Genomic DNA, 18658 nt, shown 5'->3' on the forward strand with positions numbered 1-18658 from the left:
TCCTCCCGGTCCACGGCTGGGTCCGGGAGCTCCGACCGGCGGACGCAGCCGATCTCATCGGTCCCGCCGGCTCCCGACCGACCACGGGTCGACGCGGGTGGGGCCGGTGCCGCGGCGGCGGTCAGAGCCCGGGAGCCGCGGTGAGGCGCCGGTACTCGGCCTGGATGACGTCGTAGCAGTCGCACGCCGCGTCGTGCAGGGCGTCGACGTCGACGACGGTGATCCGCCCGCGGGTGTAGCGGATGACCCCGGCCTGCTGCAGCACCCCGGCGGTGAGGGACACCGTGCCGCGGCGCACGCCCAGCATCTGGGCCAGGAACTCCTGGGTGAGGCTGAACTCGTCGGCACCCACCCGGTCGCGGGTCTGCAGCAGCCACCGGGCGCAGCGCTCCTCGGTGGTGTGCAGGCGGTTGCAGGCGACGTTCTGGGCCAGCTGCACCATCGTCGCCTGCGTGTAGCGGTGCAGCAGGTCGTGCAGCGCGCCGTCGGAGGTGAGGAACCGGCGCAGGTCGCCGGTCGCCAGGCGCGCGGCGGTGCCGGCGACCTGGCAGAAGCAGTCGTGTGGGCTCTCGGCGGTCCCCAGGAACACCGGCAGGCCCGACATCCCCTCGAAGCCGACCGTGGCGACCTCGACGGCCGCCTCGCCCTCGACGATGGCGACCACCGACAGGACGGCGTCGAGGGGGAACCAGACGTGCTCGATGAACTTCCCGGCCTCGTACACCTCGTCGCGGACGTCGAGCGGGACGACCTCGAGGAGCGGCTCCAGCCTGCGGAACTCGTCCGCGGGCAGGAGGCCGAGCAGGACGTTGCGCCGCGGATCCGGTGCGGTGCTGTCGGTCGGCACGGGCCGCCTCCCGATTCGTCGGGCGGTGTTCCCGTCGTCTCCGGGACGGCCAGGCTACTCCCGGAGGACCGGGGTCAGGCCGGTACGAGCGGGGGGGGGCAGCCGGGCCCACGGCGGTACGGGGACGGCGAGCAACTCCGCCGCGCCCGGTGCCATCGTGTACGCCACCAGCGCGGGGGCGACGAGCGGCAGCGGCAGGGCGTGCTCGACGCAGCCGGTGGCCAGTGCCGCGCTGGGCATGCCCGGCGCCTCGGCGTCCTCGGGGTCCTGGACCAGCACCCGCCCGCCCACCCGCCGCACCGCGCGGACGCCTGCGGCCCCGTCGGACAACCGGCCGGTCAGCACCACGGCCAGCACGCGCGGGCCGAACGCGGCGGCCGCACCGAGGAGGAGCGCGTCCGCAGCCGTCGCCGTCGGGTGGGACCGCAGCGTCAGCAGCCCGTCCGCGGCCAGGTCGGCGGTGGTCCCCGCCGGCAGGACCGTCACCCCGGGGACCAGCGGACCCGGTGTGGCGGTCCGCACCGGGAGGTCCGCACAGGCGCGCAGCAGGTCGGTCAGCAGGTCCGGGTGCCCGGGACCGCGGTGCTGCACCACCAGGACCGGTACGGGGAAGTCGGCCGGCAACCCCGACACGACGGTGCGCAGCGCCCGCGGACCGCCGAGACTGGCGGCCAGGACGACGACGGAGAAGCCCTGGCGCCGGTCGGGAGCGGTCGGCGTTCCCACCCGATCGACGGTACTCCTGTGTCAGGTCCCTGACACAGCGGCGCGCGTCCTCGGCGTGGCGCGGCTACGACCGGTCTACCGGTCCGGCGTCGGGGGACCCGTCGCGGTCGGCCCGGGCGGCGGCGCGGTCGCCGGCGGCGCGGCGGCGGTCGGCCCGGGCGGCCGCGCGGTCCCGGGCCGCTGCCGCACGATCGTCCTCCGCGGCACGGCGGTCGGCTGCGTCGGCCGCCCGGTCGGCCGCGGCCTGCGCTCGGTCGTCCTCCGCCCACGCCCGGTGGCTCGCCTCGACCTCGGCGTCGACGGCCCGCTGTTCACCACCTGCCCCGGGAGGTGCCGCGCGGCTCGCTCGTCCGGCACGGCCCTCGGCGGCGGCGACCTCCCTGCGGTCGGCCTCCTCGCCGCGCAGGTCGGCGCGGTGGTCGCGTCCGGTGGCCTCCTCGTCGCGCCGGCGAGCGTCCCGCTCCCGGCGCTCGGCCGCGTCGTCCCGATCACGGGCAGCCCGGTCGCGGTCCCGGGCCTCGTCCTCCCGCACCCGGTCGCCGGCGGGCGGCCGGCGCGGGGCACCCGCCGGTTCCGCGTCGGGGGCGGTGGCCGCCGGCCAGCGTTCCGCCCGCAGCCGCTCGTGCTCCGCACCCCGGAACGCCGCCGCGGCCTGGCGCAACAGTCGCTGCGCGTCCTCGAGCCGGGTCTCCCGCAGTGCCCGATCGGCCATCTCGAGGAGCGTGGCGGCGATGCGCCCCTCGGTGGCGGCGACCGCCTGAGCGCCTCGGCGCAGCCGCTCCTGGAGCTCTCGCACGTCCCGCCGGAGGCGCTCGGAGGCGTCCCGGGCGGAACCGGGCGCGTCGCCACCGGGCGCCTGCCCAGGGGCGGGCCGCTCCTCGGGACCCTCCATGCAGTCAGGGTTCCCCCGGCGGAGGCCGTCGACAAGGGCCGGTGCGGGGTGTCGCGCGTGTCGGCCCCGTGTCCGCGGGGCCAGCAGGTCCCGCACGGTGCCGGCGCTCGCCGGGGTCTCGTGGCCGGGACGCGGCGGATGGGACGGCGGTCAGCCGGCGTGCTGCCCGGGTGCTCCCGCGGCCGCCTCGACCACCGCTCGGGCCCGCTGCGCCTCCTCCCGCGCACGCGCCGCACGGGTGCGGTACCTCCTGGCCGCGTCGGTGCGGCCGGCCGCCTCCGCCCGGACCGCCAGCGCCTCGAGGGTCCGGCCCGTGAGGACCGTGGTCTCGACCAGGCAGGCGGCCAGGGCGACGGCACGGTCGGTGGCCGTGCGGATCCTCTCCTCGGGCAGCAGCTCGAGGTAGGGCACCCGGGCCCACACGGTCTTGTGGTCCCCCCCGACGTCCCAGCCGTGCGACCCGCAGAGGTGGGCGACCACGGACAGGCCCATGCCGCCGTGTCCCGGATCGCGGTCGAGCGCCGGCACCGGCGACCGGCCGGTGGCGGCGTCGTCGACGGCCACCAGCCAGCCGAGGGGAGCGGCGGTGACGGCCACGTGCACCGGGGGGCAGCCGTGCCGCAGGGCGTTGGAGGCCAGCTCCTCGACGACCAGCAGCAGCCGCTCACCGTCGTCGGCGCCGCGGGGCAGCCCGCCGCTGCGCAGGACCGCGCGCAGTCCGCGCCGCAACGCCGCGAGGGCGGCGAGGTCGGCCGGCTGCTGCTGCCACGCCGCCCCGCCGTCGGGGGTCGTTCGTGGCGGGGGCCGGCGCGCCCACACGCTCACACCCATGCGCCCCGTCCTCCGTGTCGGGCTCCGCTGGGGCGCGGGTCGGTCCGCGCGCACGCGGGTGCACGCCGGCGGACCCGTCTGTTCCAGCTCCGTCCGAGCCGCGGTACCCAGCCGGAGGGGGCGCATGCACGGAGGTGCTCAGCCGCGCCGCCGGACCTAGTCTGGAGGGGCTCGGGAACTGCCCGTAGGGGGGATCGGAGCGGCATGGTGGCACCCGATGACCTGTCGCTGGCCTGCCGGCTCAGCGGCCTGAGCGCCGGTGAGCTCTGGTGCCGGTACCTGGCGATGGGTGGCGACCGGTCGCGGTTCGAGTTCGACGCCCGTCTCGCCGGGGCCGTGTGGCCGGAGCAGGAGGACCGGTACCTCGCGGTGGTCGCCGACGAGGCCCTCCGCGACGTCGGTCTGCGGATGTGGCCCGAGGACACCGTGCCGGTGGACGCCCCCGTCCTGGACGCCCTGCTCGCCGGGGACGATCCCGGGCTGGGCCGGACCGCCACCGCGGTGCTGCGGACCCGTGCCCAGACGAGCAGGCTGACGGTGCTGTTCCAGCGGTGCGCCCGTACCCGCGCCGATGCCCGCGACGTCCGGAAGCAGGCGCGGGCGGCCCAGCGGACCGGCGACGTCCGTGGCCCCGAGCCGTGGCGCAGCCACTGAGCGGGGCGGCAGCCGACGGGGGCACTACGGTGCTCGCAGGACCTCGCGAGGGGTCCGGTGCGGAGACGGAGTCCGGTCGTGGCGCGACGTAATCTCGTGGTGGTCGGCGCCTCGGCGGGTGGCGTCGAGGCGCTGCGCACCCTGCTCGGCACCCTGCCGGTGGACTTCCCGGCGGCGGTGCTGGTGGTGCTGCACATCCCGTCGACCGGACGCAGTGCGCTGCCGGAGATCCTCGGCCGGGTCTGCCCGCTGCCGGTCCACCGGGCGGTCGACGGAGCCCCGCTGCGGTCGGGCGTGGTCACGGTCGCCGTTCCCGACCAGCACCTGCTGGTCGTGGAGGACCGCCTGATGCTCTCGCGCGGACCGCGGGAGAACGGCCACCGTCCGGCCGTGGACGCGCTGTTCCGCTCCGCGGCCCGGGCCGCCGGCCCGCGCGTGGTGGCGGTCGTCCTGTCCGGGGCGCTCGACGACGGGACGGCGGGGACGATCGCCGTCCGCGAGCGCGGCGGCGTGTGCGTGGCCCAGGACCCCGAGGACGCGCTCTACCCGAGCATGCCCGTCCACGCCATCGAGGAGGCCGCCGTTGACCACGTGGCCCCGGCGGCGAAGATGGGCCCCCTGCTCCTCGACCTGGTGACCGAGGAGGTCGTGGTGGACCCCCCGGCCGTGACCGAGCTGATGGACAAGGAGGCGGCGATGGCGGAGTTCGATGCCGCCGCGCTGAACGACGACGACCGGCCCGGCGTCCCGTCGGGCTTCGGCTGCCCGTCCTGCAACGGCGCCCTGTTCACGATCACCGAGGGCGGCCTGGAGCGGTACCGGTGCCGCGTGGGCCACGCCTGGTCGCCGGAGGCGTTGGCCGCCGAGCAGTCGGAGGCCCTGGAGGGGGCGCTGTGGATGGCACTGCGCGGGCTCGAGGAGCGGGCGGCGCTGAGCCTGCGCATGAGGGACCGAGCCCGCAGGCGCGGGCACGCGCACACCGCGGACACGTTCTCCCGGCGCCACGACGAGGCGCACGCCGCCGCCCTGCTGATCCGTCGCCTGCTGCGCGGCGGCGAGCTCGAGGGCACCGCCGTGCCCGAGCAGGCGGGGGAGCAGTGACCCGGTGACCCACCAGCAGCCCGGGCCCGACGACGTCGAGAACGGCGTCGAGGACGGGGACGACCTGCCGGCCGACGAGGCGCCGGCGGACCGTGGGGGAGACGTCGACCCCGACTTCGAGGCCCTGCTGGTCTACCTGCGCGAGCAGCGCGGGTTCGACTTCACCGGCTACAAGCGGCCCAGCCTCGTCCGCCGCGTGCGCCGGCGGATGGCCGACGTGGGCATCTCGTCGGTGAGCGACTACCAGGACTACCTGGAGGTCCACCCCGACGAGTTCACGCCGCTGTTCAACACGGTGCTGATCAACGTCACGAGCTTCTTCCGCGACGCCGCGTCCTGGGAGCACCTGCGCGACGACGTCCTCCCCGAGGTCCTGGCCGCGGCGGGGCCGACGATCCGGGTGTGGAGCGCCGGCTGCGCGTCCGGGCAGGAGGCCTACAGCCTCGCGATCCTGCTCGCCGACGTCCTCGGGGCCGACGAGTTCCGGCAGCGGGTGAAGATCTACGCCACGGACGTCGACGAGGAAGCGCTGGCCCAGGCCCGGCAGGCGTCGTTCACCGAGCGGGAGCTGGTCGGGCTGACCCCGGAGCAGGCCGAGACGTACTTCCAGGCCGACGGCGCCCGGTACACCTTCCGCAAGGACCTGCGCCGCTCGGTGATCTTCGGACGCAACGACCTGGTGCAGGACGCCCCGATCTCGCACGTCGACCTGCTGCTGTGCCGCAACACGCTCATGTACTTCAACGCCGAGACCCAGAGCCGGATCCTCGGCCGGCTGCACTTCGCGCTCAACCCGTCGGGGGTCCTGTTCCTCGGCAAGGCGGAGATGCTGCTGTCGCACAACCAGCTCTTCGTCCCGGTCGACCTCACCCGCCGGTTCTTCCGCAAGCGGAGCACGCGACCGGCGCCGGAGCGGCCGGCGGTCCCCGCACAGTCGGCCGACGCGCCGCCGTTCGACGAGCGCAGCCTGTCCCGGCTGCGGCAGGAGGTCATGCTCTCGGCGCCGACCGCCCAGCTCGCGCTCGACGCCGACGGGCGGGTGGCGATGGTCAACCGCCAGGCCGAGCACGTGCTCGGCGTCGAGGACCGGGACGTCGGCCGCCCGTTCCAGGACCTCGAGAGCTCCTACCGCCCGGTCGAGCTGCGGGGCGCGATCGCCGAGGCGGTGGCCGAGCGCCGGCCGGTCTGGCTGCGCGGGGTCGAGCGGCGGCGGCCGGGACAGGAGGTCACCGTCTTCGACGTCCAGGTCCGCCCCCTGTACGGCGAGGGCGGCGCCCTGCTGGGCACCACGATCATCTTCGTCGACGTGACGCAGTACCGGAGGCTGCAGACCGAGCTGGAGTACGCCAACCGGCAGCTCGAGACCGCCTACGAGGAACTGCAGTCGACCAACGAGGAGCTCGAGACCACCAACGAGGAGCTCCAGTCCACGGTCGAGGAGCTCGAGACCACCAACGAGGAGCTCCAGTCGACCAACGAGGAGCTCGAGACCATGAACGAGGAGCTCCAGTCGATGAACGACGAGCTCCACGCGACCAACGAGGAGCTGCGGGGCAGCACCGACGAGGTGACCGCGCTCAACGAGTTCATGGCCGGCGTCCTCGGCAGCTTCCGCGCCGGGGTGGCCGTGGTCGACCCGGCGCTGCGCGTGCTGGCCTGGAACGCCGCCGCCGAGGACCTCTGGGGGATCCGCCAGGACGAGGTGAAGGGCCAGCACCTGCTCAACCTCGACATCGGCCTGCCGGTGTCGCAGCTGCACCCGCTGCTGCGCCGTCAGGTGGCCGAGCAGGGCCCCTCGCACGACACCGTCGAGCTCGACGGCGTCAACCGGCGAGGCCGGCCGGTCCACGTGCGGGTCACCGTCAGCGCCTTCTTCCAGCGGACCGGCGAGCGCGGCGGCGCGGTCATCGTGATGGACCCGAGCGAGCGCTGATCCGGGCGATCACGTCCCGGTCGCCCTCGACGACGAGCCGCGCCAGGTCGCGCAGCTTCACGTTGAGGTGGGAGCTCAGGGTCACCAGCCGGGCGAACGCCTCGTCGGCGTCCACGCCCAGGCGGGCCATCAGCACCCCCTTGGCCTGGTCGATGACGGCCCGGGAGGTCAGCGCGCGCTCCAGGTGCGCGGCGAGGGTGCGCAGCGACTCCCGCTCGCCGACGCTCTGCAGCACCCCGGTCGCCGCGGCGGCCGCCAGCTCGCCGATGCGCCGGTTCGCGGGCCCGAAGGCGTGCGGCCGGGCCCCGTAGATGTTGATGACGCCGATGCTCTCGTCGCCGTCCAGGACGGGGACGGCGAGGACGCTGCGCACGGCGGCGGAGCCGCTGGCCGCGGCCAACCGCGGCCAGCGCTCGTCGGCCGTCACGTCCGGGGTGGTCACCGGCCGCCCGGTGGCGTGCGCGTCCAGACAGGGGCCCTCCTGGACCTGCACCTGCCGGCCGTCGAAGTCCTGGGCCTCCGCCGAGTCGCTGCCCAGCCGCTGGGGGTCCAGGGGAGAGCCGAGGGCGACACTGACCCAGTCGGCGCCGGGGACCGCGCTGCGCACGAGGGTGGCCATCCGGCCGAGCATCCGCTGCCGGTCGGGTTCGGCGACCGGCAGCGCCGAGAGCTGGGAGAAGGCGGCGGCCAGGCCCAGGACGTCGGCCGCACCCGGCTCGCCCCCGTCGTCCGGCCCCGGCTCCGGAGCGGCCGGCGCGACCACCCACTGCACCCGCGCGGCGGACGGGGCGGCAGCGGACCGCTCGGGGAAGCCGAACAGCTCCGACCGCACCTCCGGCCCGGTGCGCGGCCGGACCGTGACCGTCAGGTGCTGCTCGCCGCTGTCCGCCGCGGCGAGCCGGCGCAGGGCGGTGCGGAAGGCGGCGGTGTCCGCCGGCGCCAGGAAGACCGACAGGGGCTTGCCGTGCAGCCGGCCGAAGCCCACGCCCAGGGTCGTGGCCAGCGCGGGGTTGACCTCGAGCAGCTTGCCGTTGCCGTCGGTGAGCGCCAGTCCCAGCGGCACGAGGGCGGCGAGGTGGCTGCGCCAGCGGAGCTCGCTCTCGTGGCGGGCCAGCAGGGAGGCGATCTGCTCCTGCTGGGCGCGCAGCTCCTCGGAGACGACCTGCAGCTCCTCGTCGCGGACGTCGAGGTCGGCGAGCAGGGCGAGGACCTCGTCGACGGAGGCCGGCGGCAGGGCCGGTCCCGGCTCAGGCAGGGCCACCGGGCACCTCCTCCCCGTGCCGGGCGTCCGCCGCGTCCTCCTCGGCGGCGTGCCTGTCCTCCTCGGCCGCGGAACGGTGGCCCTCCGCCCGGCTGCGGTGACCGGCGACGTCGCCGACGCCGGCCCGCGCGGCCGACTCGTGCACCTCCGCCGTCCGCTCGTGCGAGCGGGCCGCGCGCTCGTGGCCCAGGCGCGCGCGCTCGGCCGACTCGCGGGCGTGCTCGGCGGCGAGCGCGGCCTGCGCCCGGGCCTCCTGGACGTCCTCGGCGTCCGGCGGTTCCCCGGCGGTCAGGCGGGCGAGCCGCTCGGAGAGCTCCCGCGTCCGGCGGGCGGCCGTCGCGGCGCGTTCGGCCGCCCTGCGCCCCGGGTCCTCGGGTTCCACGCCGACCCCCTCACGGCCACTCCGTGCACCGTCCGGTGTCCATCTTGCCGACTCCTCGCCGCCGCCGCCGGAGGACGGGGACCCGAACGGTCGGGCGAGCCGGGTCCGGGGCCACTGCCGGTGGAGTGGTGCCGTCCGGCGCCGCGCGGCGGCCGATCGCGAAGACGGCCACGGCGGCGAGGGACACGACCGAGACCCATCGCAGCGCCTCGGCCAGGCCGATCCGGTCGGCGAGCACCCCGACGACCAGGGGACCCGCGGTCAGGCCGAGCAGGTTGCCGGCCAGGGCGAGTACGCCGAGCGCGCCGGCCCGGACGGAGGCGGCGGTCAGGGACACGACCAGCGCGCCGGCCGGACCGGTGGTGCCGGCGGTGGTGAGGGCCCCGGCGGCGAGCAGGGCCAGCTGTGCCGGCCCCGGCGGGAGGGAGAAGGCGAGGCCGAGCAGGAGCAGCGACGACGCGGAGCAGACGAGGGCGGTCGTCCACGTGCGCCGCGGTGCGGCGCGGGCCAGCCGGTCGGCGAGCACCCCGCAGCCGATCATGCCGATGCCCATGACCAGGACGAGGGCCGCGGCCAGCCCGGCGGCGGCTCCCAGCGGCACCCGGTACGTGCGCTCCAGGTAGCTGGGCAGCCACGTCAGCAGCGCCCCGGCGACGAGGAGCTGCAGGCCGTTGCCGACGTAGGCGCAGACGACCGCCGGCGGGGAGACCAGGGCCGACAGCCGCACCCGCCGACCCGTGGTGCCCGCGGGCGCGCCGGACGCCCCGTCGACCTGCTCGTGCCGGGCCAGCTGCTCGTCGGTGACCAGCCGGTGGTACAGCGCGACGAGGACGAACCCGATCGCCGCCATGGCCGCCACCGACCACCGCCAACCGAACCGGGCGGCCAGGGCGCCGCCGAGCGCGATGCCGAGCACGGCGCCGAAGGAGGCGCCGGCGGTGAAGGCACCGGCCAGCGTCGCGCGGCGGTCGGCCGGGAACAGGCCGAGGACGAGGGCGAGGCCGACGCTGGCGTACGCGGCCTCCCCGACCCCGACCAGCGCTCGCGCGGCGAGCAGCTGCCCGTAGTCCGCGGCGAGGGCCGAGCCCAGGGTGGCCAGACTCCACCCGGCGGCCATGGCGGTGACGGCCCGCCGGCGGCCGAGCCGGTCGGCCAGCACCGACAGGGGCACGGTCAGCACGGCCACGGTCAGCGGCACGACGCTGCTCAGCGCGGCGATCCGGGTGTCCGACAGCCCCCACTCCGCCTTGAGCTGGGGGAAGACGGCCGCCAGGACCTGTCGGCACATGAAGTCCGAGAGCAGCAGCGCGAAGGACAGGGTGAAGACGATCCGCGGGAAGGCCGGGCGGGCCCCACCCGCGGCCGGGGACGGCGCGGCCGGTGGCGCGGTCACCCACGGGACCCGGACGTGGCGTCGGCCCGGGACCGGCTGCGCCACTCGCTGGCCGTGGTGCCGAACTGCCGGCGGAACCAGGTGGAGAAGGTGCTGGGGGCGGCGAAGCCGAGCAGCCGGGAGACCTCGGTCAGCGAGTAGCCGTCGTTGGCGAGGTGGCGCTCGGCGTGCCGGGCGCGGGTGGCCTGCACGATGCCGGTGAAGGTCTCGCCGGCCTCGGCGAGGTGCCGGTGCACGGTGCGCGGCTGGACGCCGAGGGTGCGGCTGATCTGGGTCATCGAGCACCGACCCAGCGGCAGGGTCAGGTCGACCAGTGCCCGGACCTGGTCGACCGCGGTCGCCGCGCGGGGGGAGGCGATCGACTCGAGCAGCGGCTGGGTGTAGGGCCGCAGCACCGGGTCGGAGGTCACCGTCGCGGCGTCGAGGTCGCGCGCGGGGAAGACCACACCGGTGAACGCCTGCTCGAACCGGAGCCCGGGGCCGAAGACCTCGTGGAACGGGCCGCGATCGGCCGGTGCCCGGTGGGCGAAGCAGGTCGTCAGCGGCTGCCAGTCGGCACCGATCAGCGCGCGGACGACCCCGACCAGGCCGGCCACGGTGAGGTCGAGCGCCTGGCGGGCCGGGACGGGCTCACCGATCTCCAGCCACGTCTGCACCGTGGCCAGGCCGTCGTGCTCGACCAGGCGCAGGTCGAGGATCGGGTTGAAGACGTGCTCGTAGCGGATCAGCAGGTCCAGGGCGCTGCGCAGGTCGGGCTCCTCCCGGAGCACCACGCTGATCGGGCCCAGCGTCGACAGCCGGCGCATCCCCGCCATCCGGACACCGAAGTCCTCGCGGCCGGACTCGGCCGCGGCCGACTCCAGCAGCCGGGCGACCCGCACGGCGGGGATCCACTCGTCCTGCATCGCCAGACCGCCGATGTCCAGGCCCACGCCCGCCATCGACCGCTCCGGGTCGAGGCCGCACGAGCGGGCCACCTCCGGGAAACCCGTCAGCGCGGCGTAGCGGACGAGACGGTCCATCGGTCCCCCCTGCGCTGTCCGAAAACAGCAAGTACACCGTCCGGATCGCTGAAGCGGGGGCCCGGTCGCCTCCCTATCGTCGCGCGCACCGGCAGCGGGCGGCGCAGGCCCCGCCGACCTGCCGGAGCGGAACCGGATCCAGGAGCCCGGCCGCGCGCTCCCACGCCGCGGCCGGACCGGACGGAGCGAGGCACAGCGATGCAGCACCCCTCGAGCGGCGCCGGTGCGGTCCGCGCCGACGCGACGCCGACCCTGAGTGAGCGGGACCTCGAGACGCTCCGGCACCTCGCCGCCGGGAGGTCGACGGGACAGATCGCCGCCGCCATGTCGATCTCGACCAACACCGTCCGCGGCCGCGTGCGCCGGCTCCTGGGCAAGCTCGCCGTCTCCGACCGCGACCGCGTCGTGGACGCGGCGCGTGCCCTGGGCGCGTTCTGACGCCGGTCAGCGGAGGCCGGCGCCCGCCGGCTCACTCGTGCGGTCTCCGGACCGCCTCCACCGCGACCCCGAGCACGGCTCCCGTACCGATGCACCCGGCGAGGAAGCGCGCCGCGTCCCGGTGCCACCGCGAACTGGTGGAGCCGCTGCCGCGAGAGGTCGTCGTCCGCGTCGTCGACGTGCGCACTGCTGCGTCCATGGCCGACACCGTCCCGCCGGATCGGCGCCGCCGACTCACCCGGGAGGGATGGGATGACGGGTGGGCTCGCACGGGGTGCAGCGGGTCCCCGGCCGGACGTCATCATGGGACACCGGAGGTCCGGTCCCGGACCCGTCCACCGACCGCCGGCCCGCCCGCCCCGCGGACCCTCCCGCATCGGGCCGGGCCCGATCGCCCGAACCCCGGAGAACACCCTGACCAGCACGTCCCACGGCGCCCCGACACCGCCCACGGCCTCCGAGGCGGCGACCGAACGCCAGAGCACCGACCCGGCGCCGACCGGACCGTCGCTGCCCGGCCCGGCCGGCGACGCCGACCGGCTGGTCCACTGGCGGACCGCCGGGACCAGCGTCGTGCTGGCCCTGGACCCGGTCGGTGGTCTGCTGCCCCAGGTCGTGTACTGGGGCGCCGACCTGGGGGACCTCCCCGCCGACGCCCTCGCCGGGCTGGGCCGGGCCGCGGCGCCGTCGGTGGGGGACCACCCGACCGACGTGGTGCGCCGGCTGACCCTGCTGCCCGAGCACGCGAGCGGCTGGGTCGGCCGGCCCGGCCTGGAGGGCTCGCGCGCCGGCCGGGACTGGTCACCGGCGCTGCGGCTCCGCTCCCGCGAGGTCGCCGTCACCGCCGAGGGGACCACCCGGCTCGTGGCCCGCGCGGACGACCCGGTCGCCCGGCTGGAGGTGGTGCTCGAGCTCGAGCTCACCGCCTCCGGCCTGCTGCGGGCCCGGGCCGCGGTCACGAACACGGCCGAGGGCGACGCCGCGGCTGCCGACGGCGGCGAGCCGTTCCGCCTCGATGCCCTCCGGCTGGTCCTGCCGGTGCCGCCGCAGGCCGGCGAGCTGCTCGACTTCACCGGCCGGCACACCCTCGAGCGGGTGCCGCAGCGCACCCCCTTCACCGCGGGCCTGCACTCCCGGGAGGTGCGCAACGGCCGCACCGGGCTCGACGCGGTGCACCTGCTCTGCGCCGGCACCCCCGGCTTCTCGTTCCGCGCGGGCGAGGTGTGGGCGGTGCACCTGGGCTGGTCGGGCAACCAGGTGCACTACGCCGAACGGCTGCACAACGGGGCGCGCGCGCTCGGCGCCGGCGAGCTGCTGCTGTCGGGCGAGGTCGAGCTGGCGGCCGGGGCCACCTACACCTCCCCGTGGCTGTACGCCTCCCACGGGCAGGGTCTGGACGAGGTCGCCGGCCGGTTCCACGCGTGGCTGCGGGCCCGGCCGACCCACCCCGCCCGGCCGCGGCCGGTGACGCTCAACACCTGGGAGGCGGTGTACTTCGACCACGACCTCGGCCGGCTCACCGAGCTCGCGGAGATCGCGGCCCGGCTGGGCATCGAGCGGTTCGTCCTCGACGACGGCTGGTTCGGCTCCCGCCGGGACGACACCTCCGGGCTGGGGGACTGGCGCGTCTCGGCCGACGTCTGGCCCGAGGGCCTGCACCCGCTGGTCGACCGGGTGCACGAGCTGGGCATGGAGTTCGGGCTGTGGGTGGAGCCGGAGATGGTCAACCTGGACTCCGAGCTGGCCCGCGCGCACCCGGAGTGGCTGTTCAGCGCCGGCGGGCGGGTCGGCGACCCCTCCCGCAACCAGCACGTGCTCGACCTGACCCACGCGGGCGCCTACGAGCACGTCCGCTCCCACCTGCAGGCGCTGCTCGACGAGTACGCCATCGCCTACCTGAAGTGGGACCACAACCGCTACCTCGTCGACGCCGGGCACACCCCCGGCGGCGAGCCGGGGGTGCACGGGCAGACCCGTGCCACCTACCGGCTGCTCGACGAGCTGCGGGCGGCCAACCCGGGCCTGGAGATCGAGTCCTGCGCCTCCGGCGGCGGTCGGGTGGACCTGGGGATCCTGCAGCGCACCGACCGGGTGTGGGCGTCGGACACCAACGACGCGCTCGAGCGGCAGGGCATCCAGCGGTACACGCAGCTGCTGCTGCCGCCGGAGCTGGTCGGCACCCACGTCGGGCCGCCGCGCTCGCACACCACCGGCCGCACCCACGACCTGTCCTTCCGCGCCGGCACCGCGCTGTGGGGGCACATGGGTGCCGAGTGGGACCTCGCCGGTGCCTCACCCGAGGACCGCGAGGAGCTGGCCGCGTGGATCGCGCTGCACAAGGAGCTCCGCCCGCTGCTGCACCGCGGCACCGTCGTCAACGGCGACCACCCCGACCCCACCGTGCAGGTGCACGGGGTCGTGGCAGCCGACGGCGGGGACGCCCTCTTCGCGCTGGTCGCCGTCGGCCGCTCGGTGACCTGGCCGCCGGGGCCCGCCCGCCTGCCGGGTCTGGACCCCGACCGCCGCTACCGGGTGCGGCTGCAGCCCCCGGGCACCGACACCGGCGGCGCCTGGCCCGGCCTGCCGCCGTGGTGCGCCGGCGAGGCCGGCGTCGGTGAGGCCGGCGTCGTGCTCACCGGCCGCGGCCTGGCCGTGGCCGGCCTGCAGGTCCCGCCGGTGCACCCCGAGCACCTGCTGCTGGTCCGCTGCACGGCGGTCGAGGACGGCTGACCCCGGCGCCCCTACGACCGGGGTGAGATGCGGCCCCACTCCGCTGGAGCGCACTCCCCACGCTGAGGCAGCCCGCGGGCGGTGGTGTAGCGGCGCGTCCGGGGCAGGTCCGGCGCCACGCTGAGCACCCCGGAACAGCCGCCGGCCGCCGCGGCGCCGGCAGGCCGTGTCCGATCCGCGTCGTGCCGGACCGGCGCGACGCGGATCGGAGCCGGGCCCGTGCGGCATGGTGTGCGGCTCGGTCGGGGTAAGGGCCCGCCGAGGCCGCGGACCGATGGCAGCGGGAGGAACGGCTCATGTCCGAGATGTCGGACTTCAACGAGCGGCTGGCCGCGATCGCCCGCGATCTGGTCAACGAACCGGACATGCAGCACACGCTGCAGCGGGTCGTCGAGACCGCCGCGCAGAACCTCGACGGCGAGGTCTGGTCCAGCGTGTCGCTGGTCAAGGACCGCCACGAGGTGCGTACCCCGGCCGCCAGTGACGACCGTGCGGAGCGGGCCGACCACCTGCAGTACGACCTGGAGGAGGGGCCGTGCCTGGACGCGATCTGGGAGCAGGAGACCTTCCAGATCGACGACATGACCGCCGAGGAGCGCTATCCCCGCTGGACCCGGGCGGTCGCGGAGCAGACCGGCATCCGCAGCAGCCTGTCGCTGCAACTCTTCACCGACGCGGAGCAGAACAGCCTCGGTGCGCTCAACCTCTACTCGCCGGAGCCGAGCGCCTTCGACGCGGAGACCCGGGGCGAGGCGCTGGCGTTCGCCGCCCAGGCCGCGGTCGCGCTGCGCAGTGCCCAGATCGAGGAGAACCTGCGCTCGGGGATGGCCACTCGCAACCTGATCGGGATGGCCCAGGGCATCGTGATGGAGCGGTTGCGGCTCACACCGGACCAGGCGTTCGGGGTGCTCAGCCGGCTGTCGCAGGAGAGCAACACCAAGCTGCGGGACGTGGCGCGGCGGCTGGTGGAGACCGGGGAGGTCCCCGCCCGGCGGCAGCGCTGAGTCGGGGGCGACCCGGTGGCCACGGGTTAGGACCACCGGGTCTGGACCGCGCAGGACCCCGGGATCCTGCGCGATCGTCCTGGTGAGCTACCCCCCGGCGCCGCCTGGGACATCATGCTGCCGGCGTGGCTTCCTCGGCCCCGCTCGCAGGATGCCGTCTCACCCTGACCGTGAGGGGGCCCCGGCGTCAGCCGGGGCCGCGCCCGTCGAGGGCCGCGTCGAGGGTGACCGCCGCGTCGATGAGGGCCAGGTGGGTGAACGCCTGCGGGAAGTTGCCGATCTGCTCGCCGGTGAGGGCGATCTCCTCGGAGTACAGGCCCACGTGGTTGCCGTAGGTCAGCATCTTCTCGAACGCCGTCCGGGCCTCCTCCAGCCGACCGGAGCGGGTGAGCGCGTCCACGTAGGCGAAGGTGCACAGCGAGAACGTGCCCTCCGAGCCGCGCAGCCCGTCCGGGGAGGCCTCGGGGTCGTAGCGGTAGACCAGGCTGTCGGTGACCAGCTCGTCGTCCATCGCCGCCAGGGTCGAGCGCCACAGCGGGTCCCGGCCGTCGACGAAGCCGACGGTCGGCATGCGCAGCAGCGCCGAGTCGAGCACGTCGGTGTCGTAGTGCTGCACGAACGCCCCGCGCGTGGTGTGGAAGCCGCGCTCGAGCACCTGCTCGTAGATCCGGTCCCGTGCGGCGCGCCAGCGGTCGACGTCGGCGGGCCGGCCGTGCTCCGTGGCCATCCGGATGCCGCGGTCGAAGGCCACCCAGCTCATCACCCGCCCGTAGGTGAACGCCTGCCGGCCGCCCCGGGTCTCCCAGATGCCCTCCTCCGGCTGGTCCCAGTTGTCGGCGAGCCAGTCCAGCACCCGGCTGGTCGCCGTCCAGCCCTGGTGGGACAGCGGCAGCCCGGCCCGGACGCCGGCGTAGACGCTGTCCAGGGCCTCGCCGTAGATGTCGAGCTGCAGCTGCTCGGCCGCGCCGTTGCCGATGCGGACCGGCGCCGAGCCCCGGTACCCGCGCCAGTGGTCGAGCTCGTCCTCCTTGAGGTCGGAGGAGCCGTCGATCCGGTACATGATGTTGAGCGGTCCGCTGTCGCTGTCGAGCCGCTCGCGGATCCGCTCGCCCAGCCAGGACCCGAAGCGCGCCGCCTCGTCGGTCAGCCCGAGCTTGAGCAGCGCGTGCACCGAGAACGAGGCGTCGCGCACCCACGTGTAGCGGTAGTCCCAGTTGCGCTCCCCGCCGACCTGCTCGGGCAGCGCCGCGGTGGGCGCCGCGACGATGCCGCCCGAGGGGGCGTAGGTCATCAGCTTCAGGGTGATCGCCGAGCGCTGGACGGCCTCCCGCCACCGCCCGGTGTAGGTGGACCGGCCGATCCAGGAGCGCCAGTGGGCCACGGTCGCGTCGAAGAGGGCCTGCACCTCGTCGGGGTGGATCTCGCGGGGCGGCCCGTCGGCGTCGGTCTCCAGGACGACGCCGCGCGTCTGGCCCGCGACCAGGCTCACCGTGCCGCGCAGGTCGGTGTCCTCCACGCGCACGTCGGCCAGCCGCTCGTCCTCCGGCGCGCGCACGACGTGCAGCGTCAGCCGCTGGCCGTTCGCCACGAAGACGGCGCCGGGGTCGCTGAGCTCCAGGCGGTGCGGGTGCCGGCCGTAGTCGAAGCGGGGGGCCACCTCGACCTCGAAGGTCATCCGGCCGCGCACGCACTGGACCATGCGCACGATCCGGTGCCGATCGGTCGCGGTGTCGCCGGCGGGCGGCATGAAGTCGAGGACCTGGCCCAGGCCGGCGTCGGTGAAGAACCGGGTGACCAGGACGGCGGTGTCCGGCAGGTACATCTGCGTCGAGGTGTACTCCACGCCCGCCGGGCGGATGCGGAAGTGCCCGCCGCGCTCGTCGTCGAGCAGCGCGCCGAAGACGCTGGGGGAGTCGAACCGGGGGGAGCAGAACCAGTCGATCGACCCGTCGGTCGTCACCAGTGCAGCGGTCTGCAGGTCGCCGATCAGGCCGTGTCCGGAGATGGCGGTCTCGAGGCTGACGGTCTCGGTCATGCCGGCGACCGTGGCCCACGGGAGGTCGCGGCGGCCTCATCCAGCAGGGGTGAGCCGCCCCGTCCGCGCCCGGCAGGACCGCGGACCACCCGGCGCGGACGAGCGCCGGTCGTTCCGTGCCCGCGGGCGTCCCGGCACACTGGCCGCCGTCGGCGAGCGAGCGCGCAGGAGGGACGGGCGGATGGACACGGCACCGTCGCGGACCCCGCCGCCCGAGGAGCGGCTGGCCGGCCGGCTGGCGGCCGGCCCCCCGCCCGGGGAGGCGCCCGCGCGGGCGACCGCGGTGCGCCTGCTCCGGGACCTCGGGCGGATCGACCGGGCCCTCTACCGGGCCGTGGCCGGGACGCGCACGCCCGCCCTCGACCGCCCGGTGCGCCGGCTGTCGCGGCTGGCGGACTTCTCGCGGCTGTGGATGGCGGTCGCCGGGGTGATGGCCCTCGCCGGCGGTCGCACCGGGCGACGGGCCGCCGCCGCGGGCCTGACGGCGGTGGCGGTGGACTCCGCCGTCGTCAACGCCGGTTTCAAGCTCGCCGCGCGCCGCCGGCGGCCCGACCGGGACCTGGCCGGCGTGCCGGAGGCCCGGTGGGTGCCGATGCCGCACTCGGCGTCGTTCCCGTCCGGCCACACCGCCTCGGGCTTCGCGTTCGCCACGGCGGTCGCGCAGATCGTGCCCGCGGCCGCCGCGCCCCTGCGCACCCTCGCCGCCGCGGTCGGCTACTCGCGGGTCCACACCGGCGTGCACTACCCGGCCGACGTGGTCATCGGGGCGATGATCGGTGTCGCCGTCGGCGAGGCCGTCGGGTGGGGGCTGTGGCGGGTCGAGGTCGCCCCGCGGTTCCGCCCGCCGCGCCCGGGGCGCTGACCGGTCCTCCGTGCCGCGGCGCGGGCCCGGGTCAGTGGACCAGCGCCTTGAGGAGGATGAGCCCGGCCCCGACGAGCGCGACGAGGGCGCCCTTGAGCAGTGCCCGGCGGGGCGGGGCTCCGGCGAAGCGGGCCGCCCAGTAGCCGTAGAAGCCGATCAGGCCCAGCCCCGACCACTTGGCGACGGAGAACGCGGTGCCGACCTCGAACACGCCCAGCGCGGCGAGCAGGAAGAAGACCGCGGGGAAGGCGACCCCGAAGCCGACCGCCGCGGCGTCCTCCACCATGTGCCCGACCTGGCCGCGGGTGACCGGTCGGCGGGTGCTCGTCTCGGTGCCCACGACCTCGCTGTAGACCTCGGCCAGGGCGACCGCCAGGGCCGTGCCGAGCAGCCAGACGGCCATGACGCCCGGCGCCGGCGGGTGGGTCTCGAGCGCCACGACCAGCGCCAGCCCGATGATCGAGCCGTAGACCACCCGGCCGACCTGCCGCGATCCGAGGTGCGTCTCCAGGCTCGCCCGCATGGCCCGCAGCCTCCCCGGGCCGGC

The 18658-nt window shown here is 76.0% G+C and carries 17 protein-coding genes; 7 read left to right on the forward strand and 10 right to left on the reverse strand.

Features of this window, described 5'->3' with window-relative positions; translation table 11 throughout:
* Positions 1-121: 121 nt before the first annotated feature.
* From ACI79O_RS09035 to ACI79O_RS09050, 4 genes are all read right to left on the reverse strand, one after another.
* A complete protein-coding gene (locus tag ACI79O_RS09035) occupies positions 122-847 on the reverse strand; it encodes a Crp/Fnr family transcriptional regulator (protein ID WP_456887535.1) in 726 nt (241 codons plus the stop codon).
* Positions 848-901: 54 nt separating this feature from the next.
* Positions 902-1573: a chemotaxis protein CheB gene (locus ACI79O_RS09040; RefSeq protein WP_456913929.1), complete on the reverse strand. Its 672-nt coding sequence runs from the start codon at positions 1571-1573 to the stop codon at positions 902-904.
* A gap of 64 nt (positions 1574-1637) precedes the next feature.
* The gene (locus tag ACI79O_RS09045) at positions 1638-2369 is read right to left on the reverse strand and encodes a hypothetical protein (RefSeq protein ID WP_456913930.1); all 732 of its coding nucleotides are present in this window, start codon (positions 2367-2369) and stop codon (positions 1638-1640) included.
* A gap of 246 nt (positions 2370-2615) precedes the next feature.
* Positions 2616-3296, reverse strand: coding sequence for an ATP-binding protein (locus tag ACI79O_RS09050; protein ID WP_456887532.1), 681 nt, complete (start codon positions 3294-3296; stop codon positions 2616-2618).
* A gap of 204 nt (positions 3297-3500) precedes the next feature.
* On the opposite strand from ACI79O_RS09050, the gene ACI79O_RS09055 reads away from it, so the two are divergent.
* The 3 genes from ACI79O_RS09055 (at position 3501) to ACI79O_RS09065 (ending at position 6984) form a co-directional block, all read left to right on the forward strand.
* Entirely contained in the window at positions 3501-3950 is a 450-nt protein-coding gene (locus tag ACI79O_RS09055; protein WP_456913931.1) for a hypothetical protein, read from the forward strand.
* A gap of 78 nt (positions 3951-4028) precedes the next feature.
* The gene (locus tag ACI79O_RS09060) at positions 4029-5051 is read left to right on the forward strand and encodes a chemotaxis protein CheB (RefSeq protein ID WP_456913932.1); all 1023 of its coding nucleotides are present in this window, start codon (positions 4029-4031) and stop codon (positions 5049-5051) included.
* A 4-nt stretch (positions 5052-5055) separates the two neighbouring features.
* Positions 5056-6984, forward strand: coding sequence for a CheR family methyltransferase (locus ACI79O_RS09065; protein ID WP_456913933.1), 1929 nt, complete (start codon positions 5056-5058; stop codon positions 6982-6984).
* Here the strand turns inward: ACI79O_RS09065 and ACI79O_RS09070 are convergent.
* Genes ACI79O_RS09070 through ACI79O_RS09085 form a run of 4 tightly spaced genes read right to left on the reverse strand, consistent with a single transcriptional unit; the run spans position 6956 to position 11042 of the window.
* Positions 6956-8245 carry an ANTAR domain-containing protein gene (locus ACI79O_RS09070; RefSeq protein WP_456887528.1) on the reverse strand — a complete coding sequence of 430 codons (1290 nt, stop codon included), beginning with the start codon at positions 8243-8245 and terminating at the stop codon, positions 6956-6958. The genes ACI79O_RS09065 and ACI79O_RS09070 overlap by 29 nt on opposite strands.
* A complete protein-coding gene (locus ACI79O_RS09075) occupies positions 8232-8627 on the reverse strand; it encodes a hypothetical protein (RefSeq protein WP_456887527.1) in 396 nt (131 codons plus the stop codon). The genes ACI79O_RS09070 and ACI79O_RS09075 overlap by 14 nt, the downstream gene beginning before the upstream one ends.
* A gap of 10 nt (positions 8628-8637) precedes the next feature.
* Positions 8638-10020, reverse strand: a complete 1383-nt coding sequence (locus ACI79O_RS09080) for an MFS transporter (protein WP_456913934.1) — start codon at positions 10018-10020, stop codon at positions 8638-8640.
* Positions 10017-11042, reverse strand: coding sequence for an AraC family transcriptional regulator (locus ACI79O_RS09085; RefSeq protein WP_456887525.1), 1026 nt, complete (start codon positions 11040-11042; stop codon positions 10017-10019). Before ACI79O_RS09085 ends, ACI79O_RS09080 begins: the two co-directional genes overlap by 4 nt.
* A 198-nt stretch (positions 11043-11240) precedes the next feature.
* Between ACI79O_RS09085 and ACI79O_RS09090 the strand changes: the two genes are divergently transcribed.
* The 3 genes from ACI79O_RS09090 (at position 11241) to ACI79O_RS09100 (ending at position 15214) form a co-directional block, all read left to right on the forward strand.
* Complete coding sequence (locus tag ACI79O_RS09090; protein WP_456887524.1) at positions 11241-11480, forward strand: response regulator transcription factor; 240 nt, start codon at positions 11241-11243, stop codon at positions 11478-11480.
* 573 nt (positions 11481-12053) lie between these two features.
* Complete coding sequence (locus ACI79O_RS09095; protein WP_456913935.1) at positions 12054-14210, forward strand: alpha-galactosidase; 2157 nt, start codon at positions 12054-12056, stop codon at positions 14208-14210.
* 296 nt (positions 14211-14506) lie between these two features.
* Positions 14507-15214 (forward strand): GAF and ANTAR domain-containing protein, encoded by a 708-nt coding sequence (locus ACI79O_RS09100; protein WP_456913936.1) that lies wholly within the window; start codon positions 14507-14509, stop codon positions 15212-15214.
* Positions 15215-15401: 187 nt separating this feature from the next.
* On the opposite strand, the gene ACI79O_RS09105 is transcribed toward ACI79O_RS09100, so the two are convergent.
* The gene (locus tag ACI79O_RS09105; RefSeq protein WP_456913937.1) at positions 15402-17249 is read right to left on the reverse strand and encodes a glycoside hydrolase family 15 protein; all 1848 of its coding nucleotides are present in this window, start codon (positions 17247-17249) and stop codon (positions 15402-15404) included.
* Between the two features lie 181 nt (positions 17250-17430).
* Between ACI79O_RS09105 and ACI79O_RS09110 the strand changes: the two genes are divergently transcribed.
* Positions 17431-18111: a phosphatase PAP2 family protein gene (locus ACI79O_RS09110; protein ID WP_456887520.1), complete on the forward strand. Its 681-nt coding sequence runs from the start codon at positions 17431-17433 to the stop codon at positions 18109-18111.
* A gap of 31 nt (positions 18112-18142) precedes the next feature.
* Here ACI79O_RS09110 and ACI79O_RS09115 read toward each other — a convergent pair whose 3' ends face one another.
* Complete coding sequence (locus ACI79O_RS09115) at positions 18143-18634, reverse strand: hypothetical protein (RefSeq protein WP_456913938.1); 492 nt, start codon at positions 18632-18634, stop codon at positions 18143-18145.
* Between the last annotated feature and the right edge of the window lie 24 nt (positions 18635-18658).

The organism is Geodermatophilus sp. SYSU D00696, from assembly GCF_054050235.1.

Bases quoted from the DNA above. Each gene is read 5' to 3' on its own strand.
- ACI79O_RS09050 (WP_456887532.1), bottom strand. From the start codon at position 3,296: ATGGGTGTGAGCGTGTGGGCGCGCCGGCCCCCGCCACGAACGACCCCC.
- ACI79O_RS09055 (WP_456913931.1), top strand. From the start codon at position 3,501: ATGGTGGCACCCGATGACCTGTCGCTGGCCTGCCGGCTCAGCGGCCTG.
- ACI79O_RS09085 (WP_456887525.1), bottom strand. From the start codon at position 11,042: ATGGACCGTCTCGTCCGCTACGCCGCGCTGACGGGTTTCCCGGAGGTG.
- ACI79O_RS09090 (WP_456887524.1), top strand. From the start codon at position 11,241: ATGCAGCACCCCTCGAGCGGCGCCGGTGCGGTCCGCGCCGACGCGACG.
- ACI79O_RS09100 (WP_456913936.1), top strand. From the start codon at position 14,507: ATGTCCGAGATGTCGGACTTCAACGAGCGGCTGGCCGCGATCGCCCGC.
- ACI79O_RS09105 (WP_456913937.1), bottom strand. From the start codon at position 17,249: ATGACCGAGACCGTCAGCCTCGAGACCGCCATCTCCGGACACGGCCTG.
- ACI79O_RS09110 (WP_456887520.1), top strand. From the start codon at position 17,431: ATGGACACGGCACCGTCGCGGACCCCGCCGCCCGAGGAGCGGCTGGCC.
- ACI79O_RS09115 (WP_456913938.1), bottom strand. From the start codon at position 18,634: ATGCGGGCGAGCCTGGAGACGCACCTCGGATCGCGGCAGGTCGGCCGG.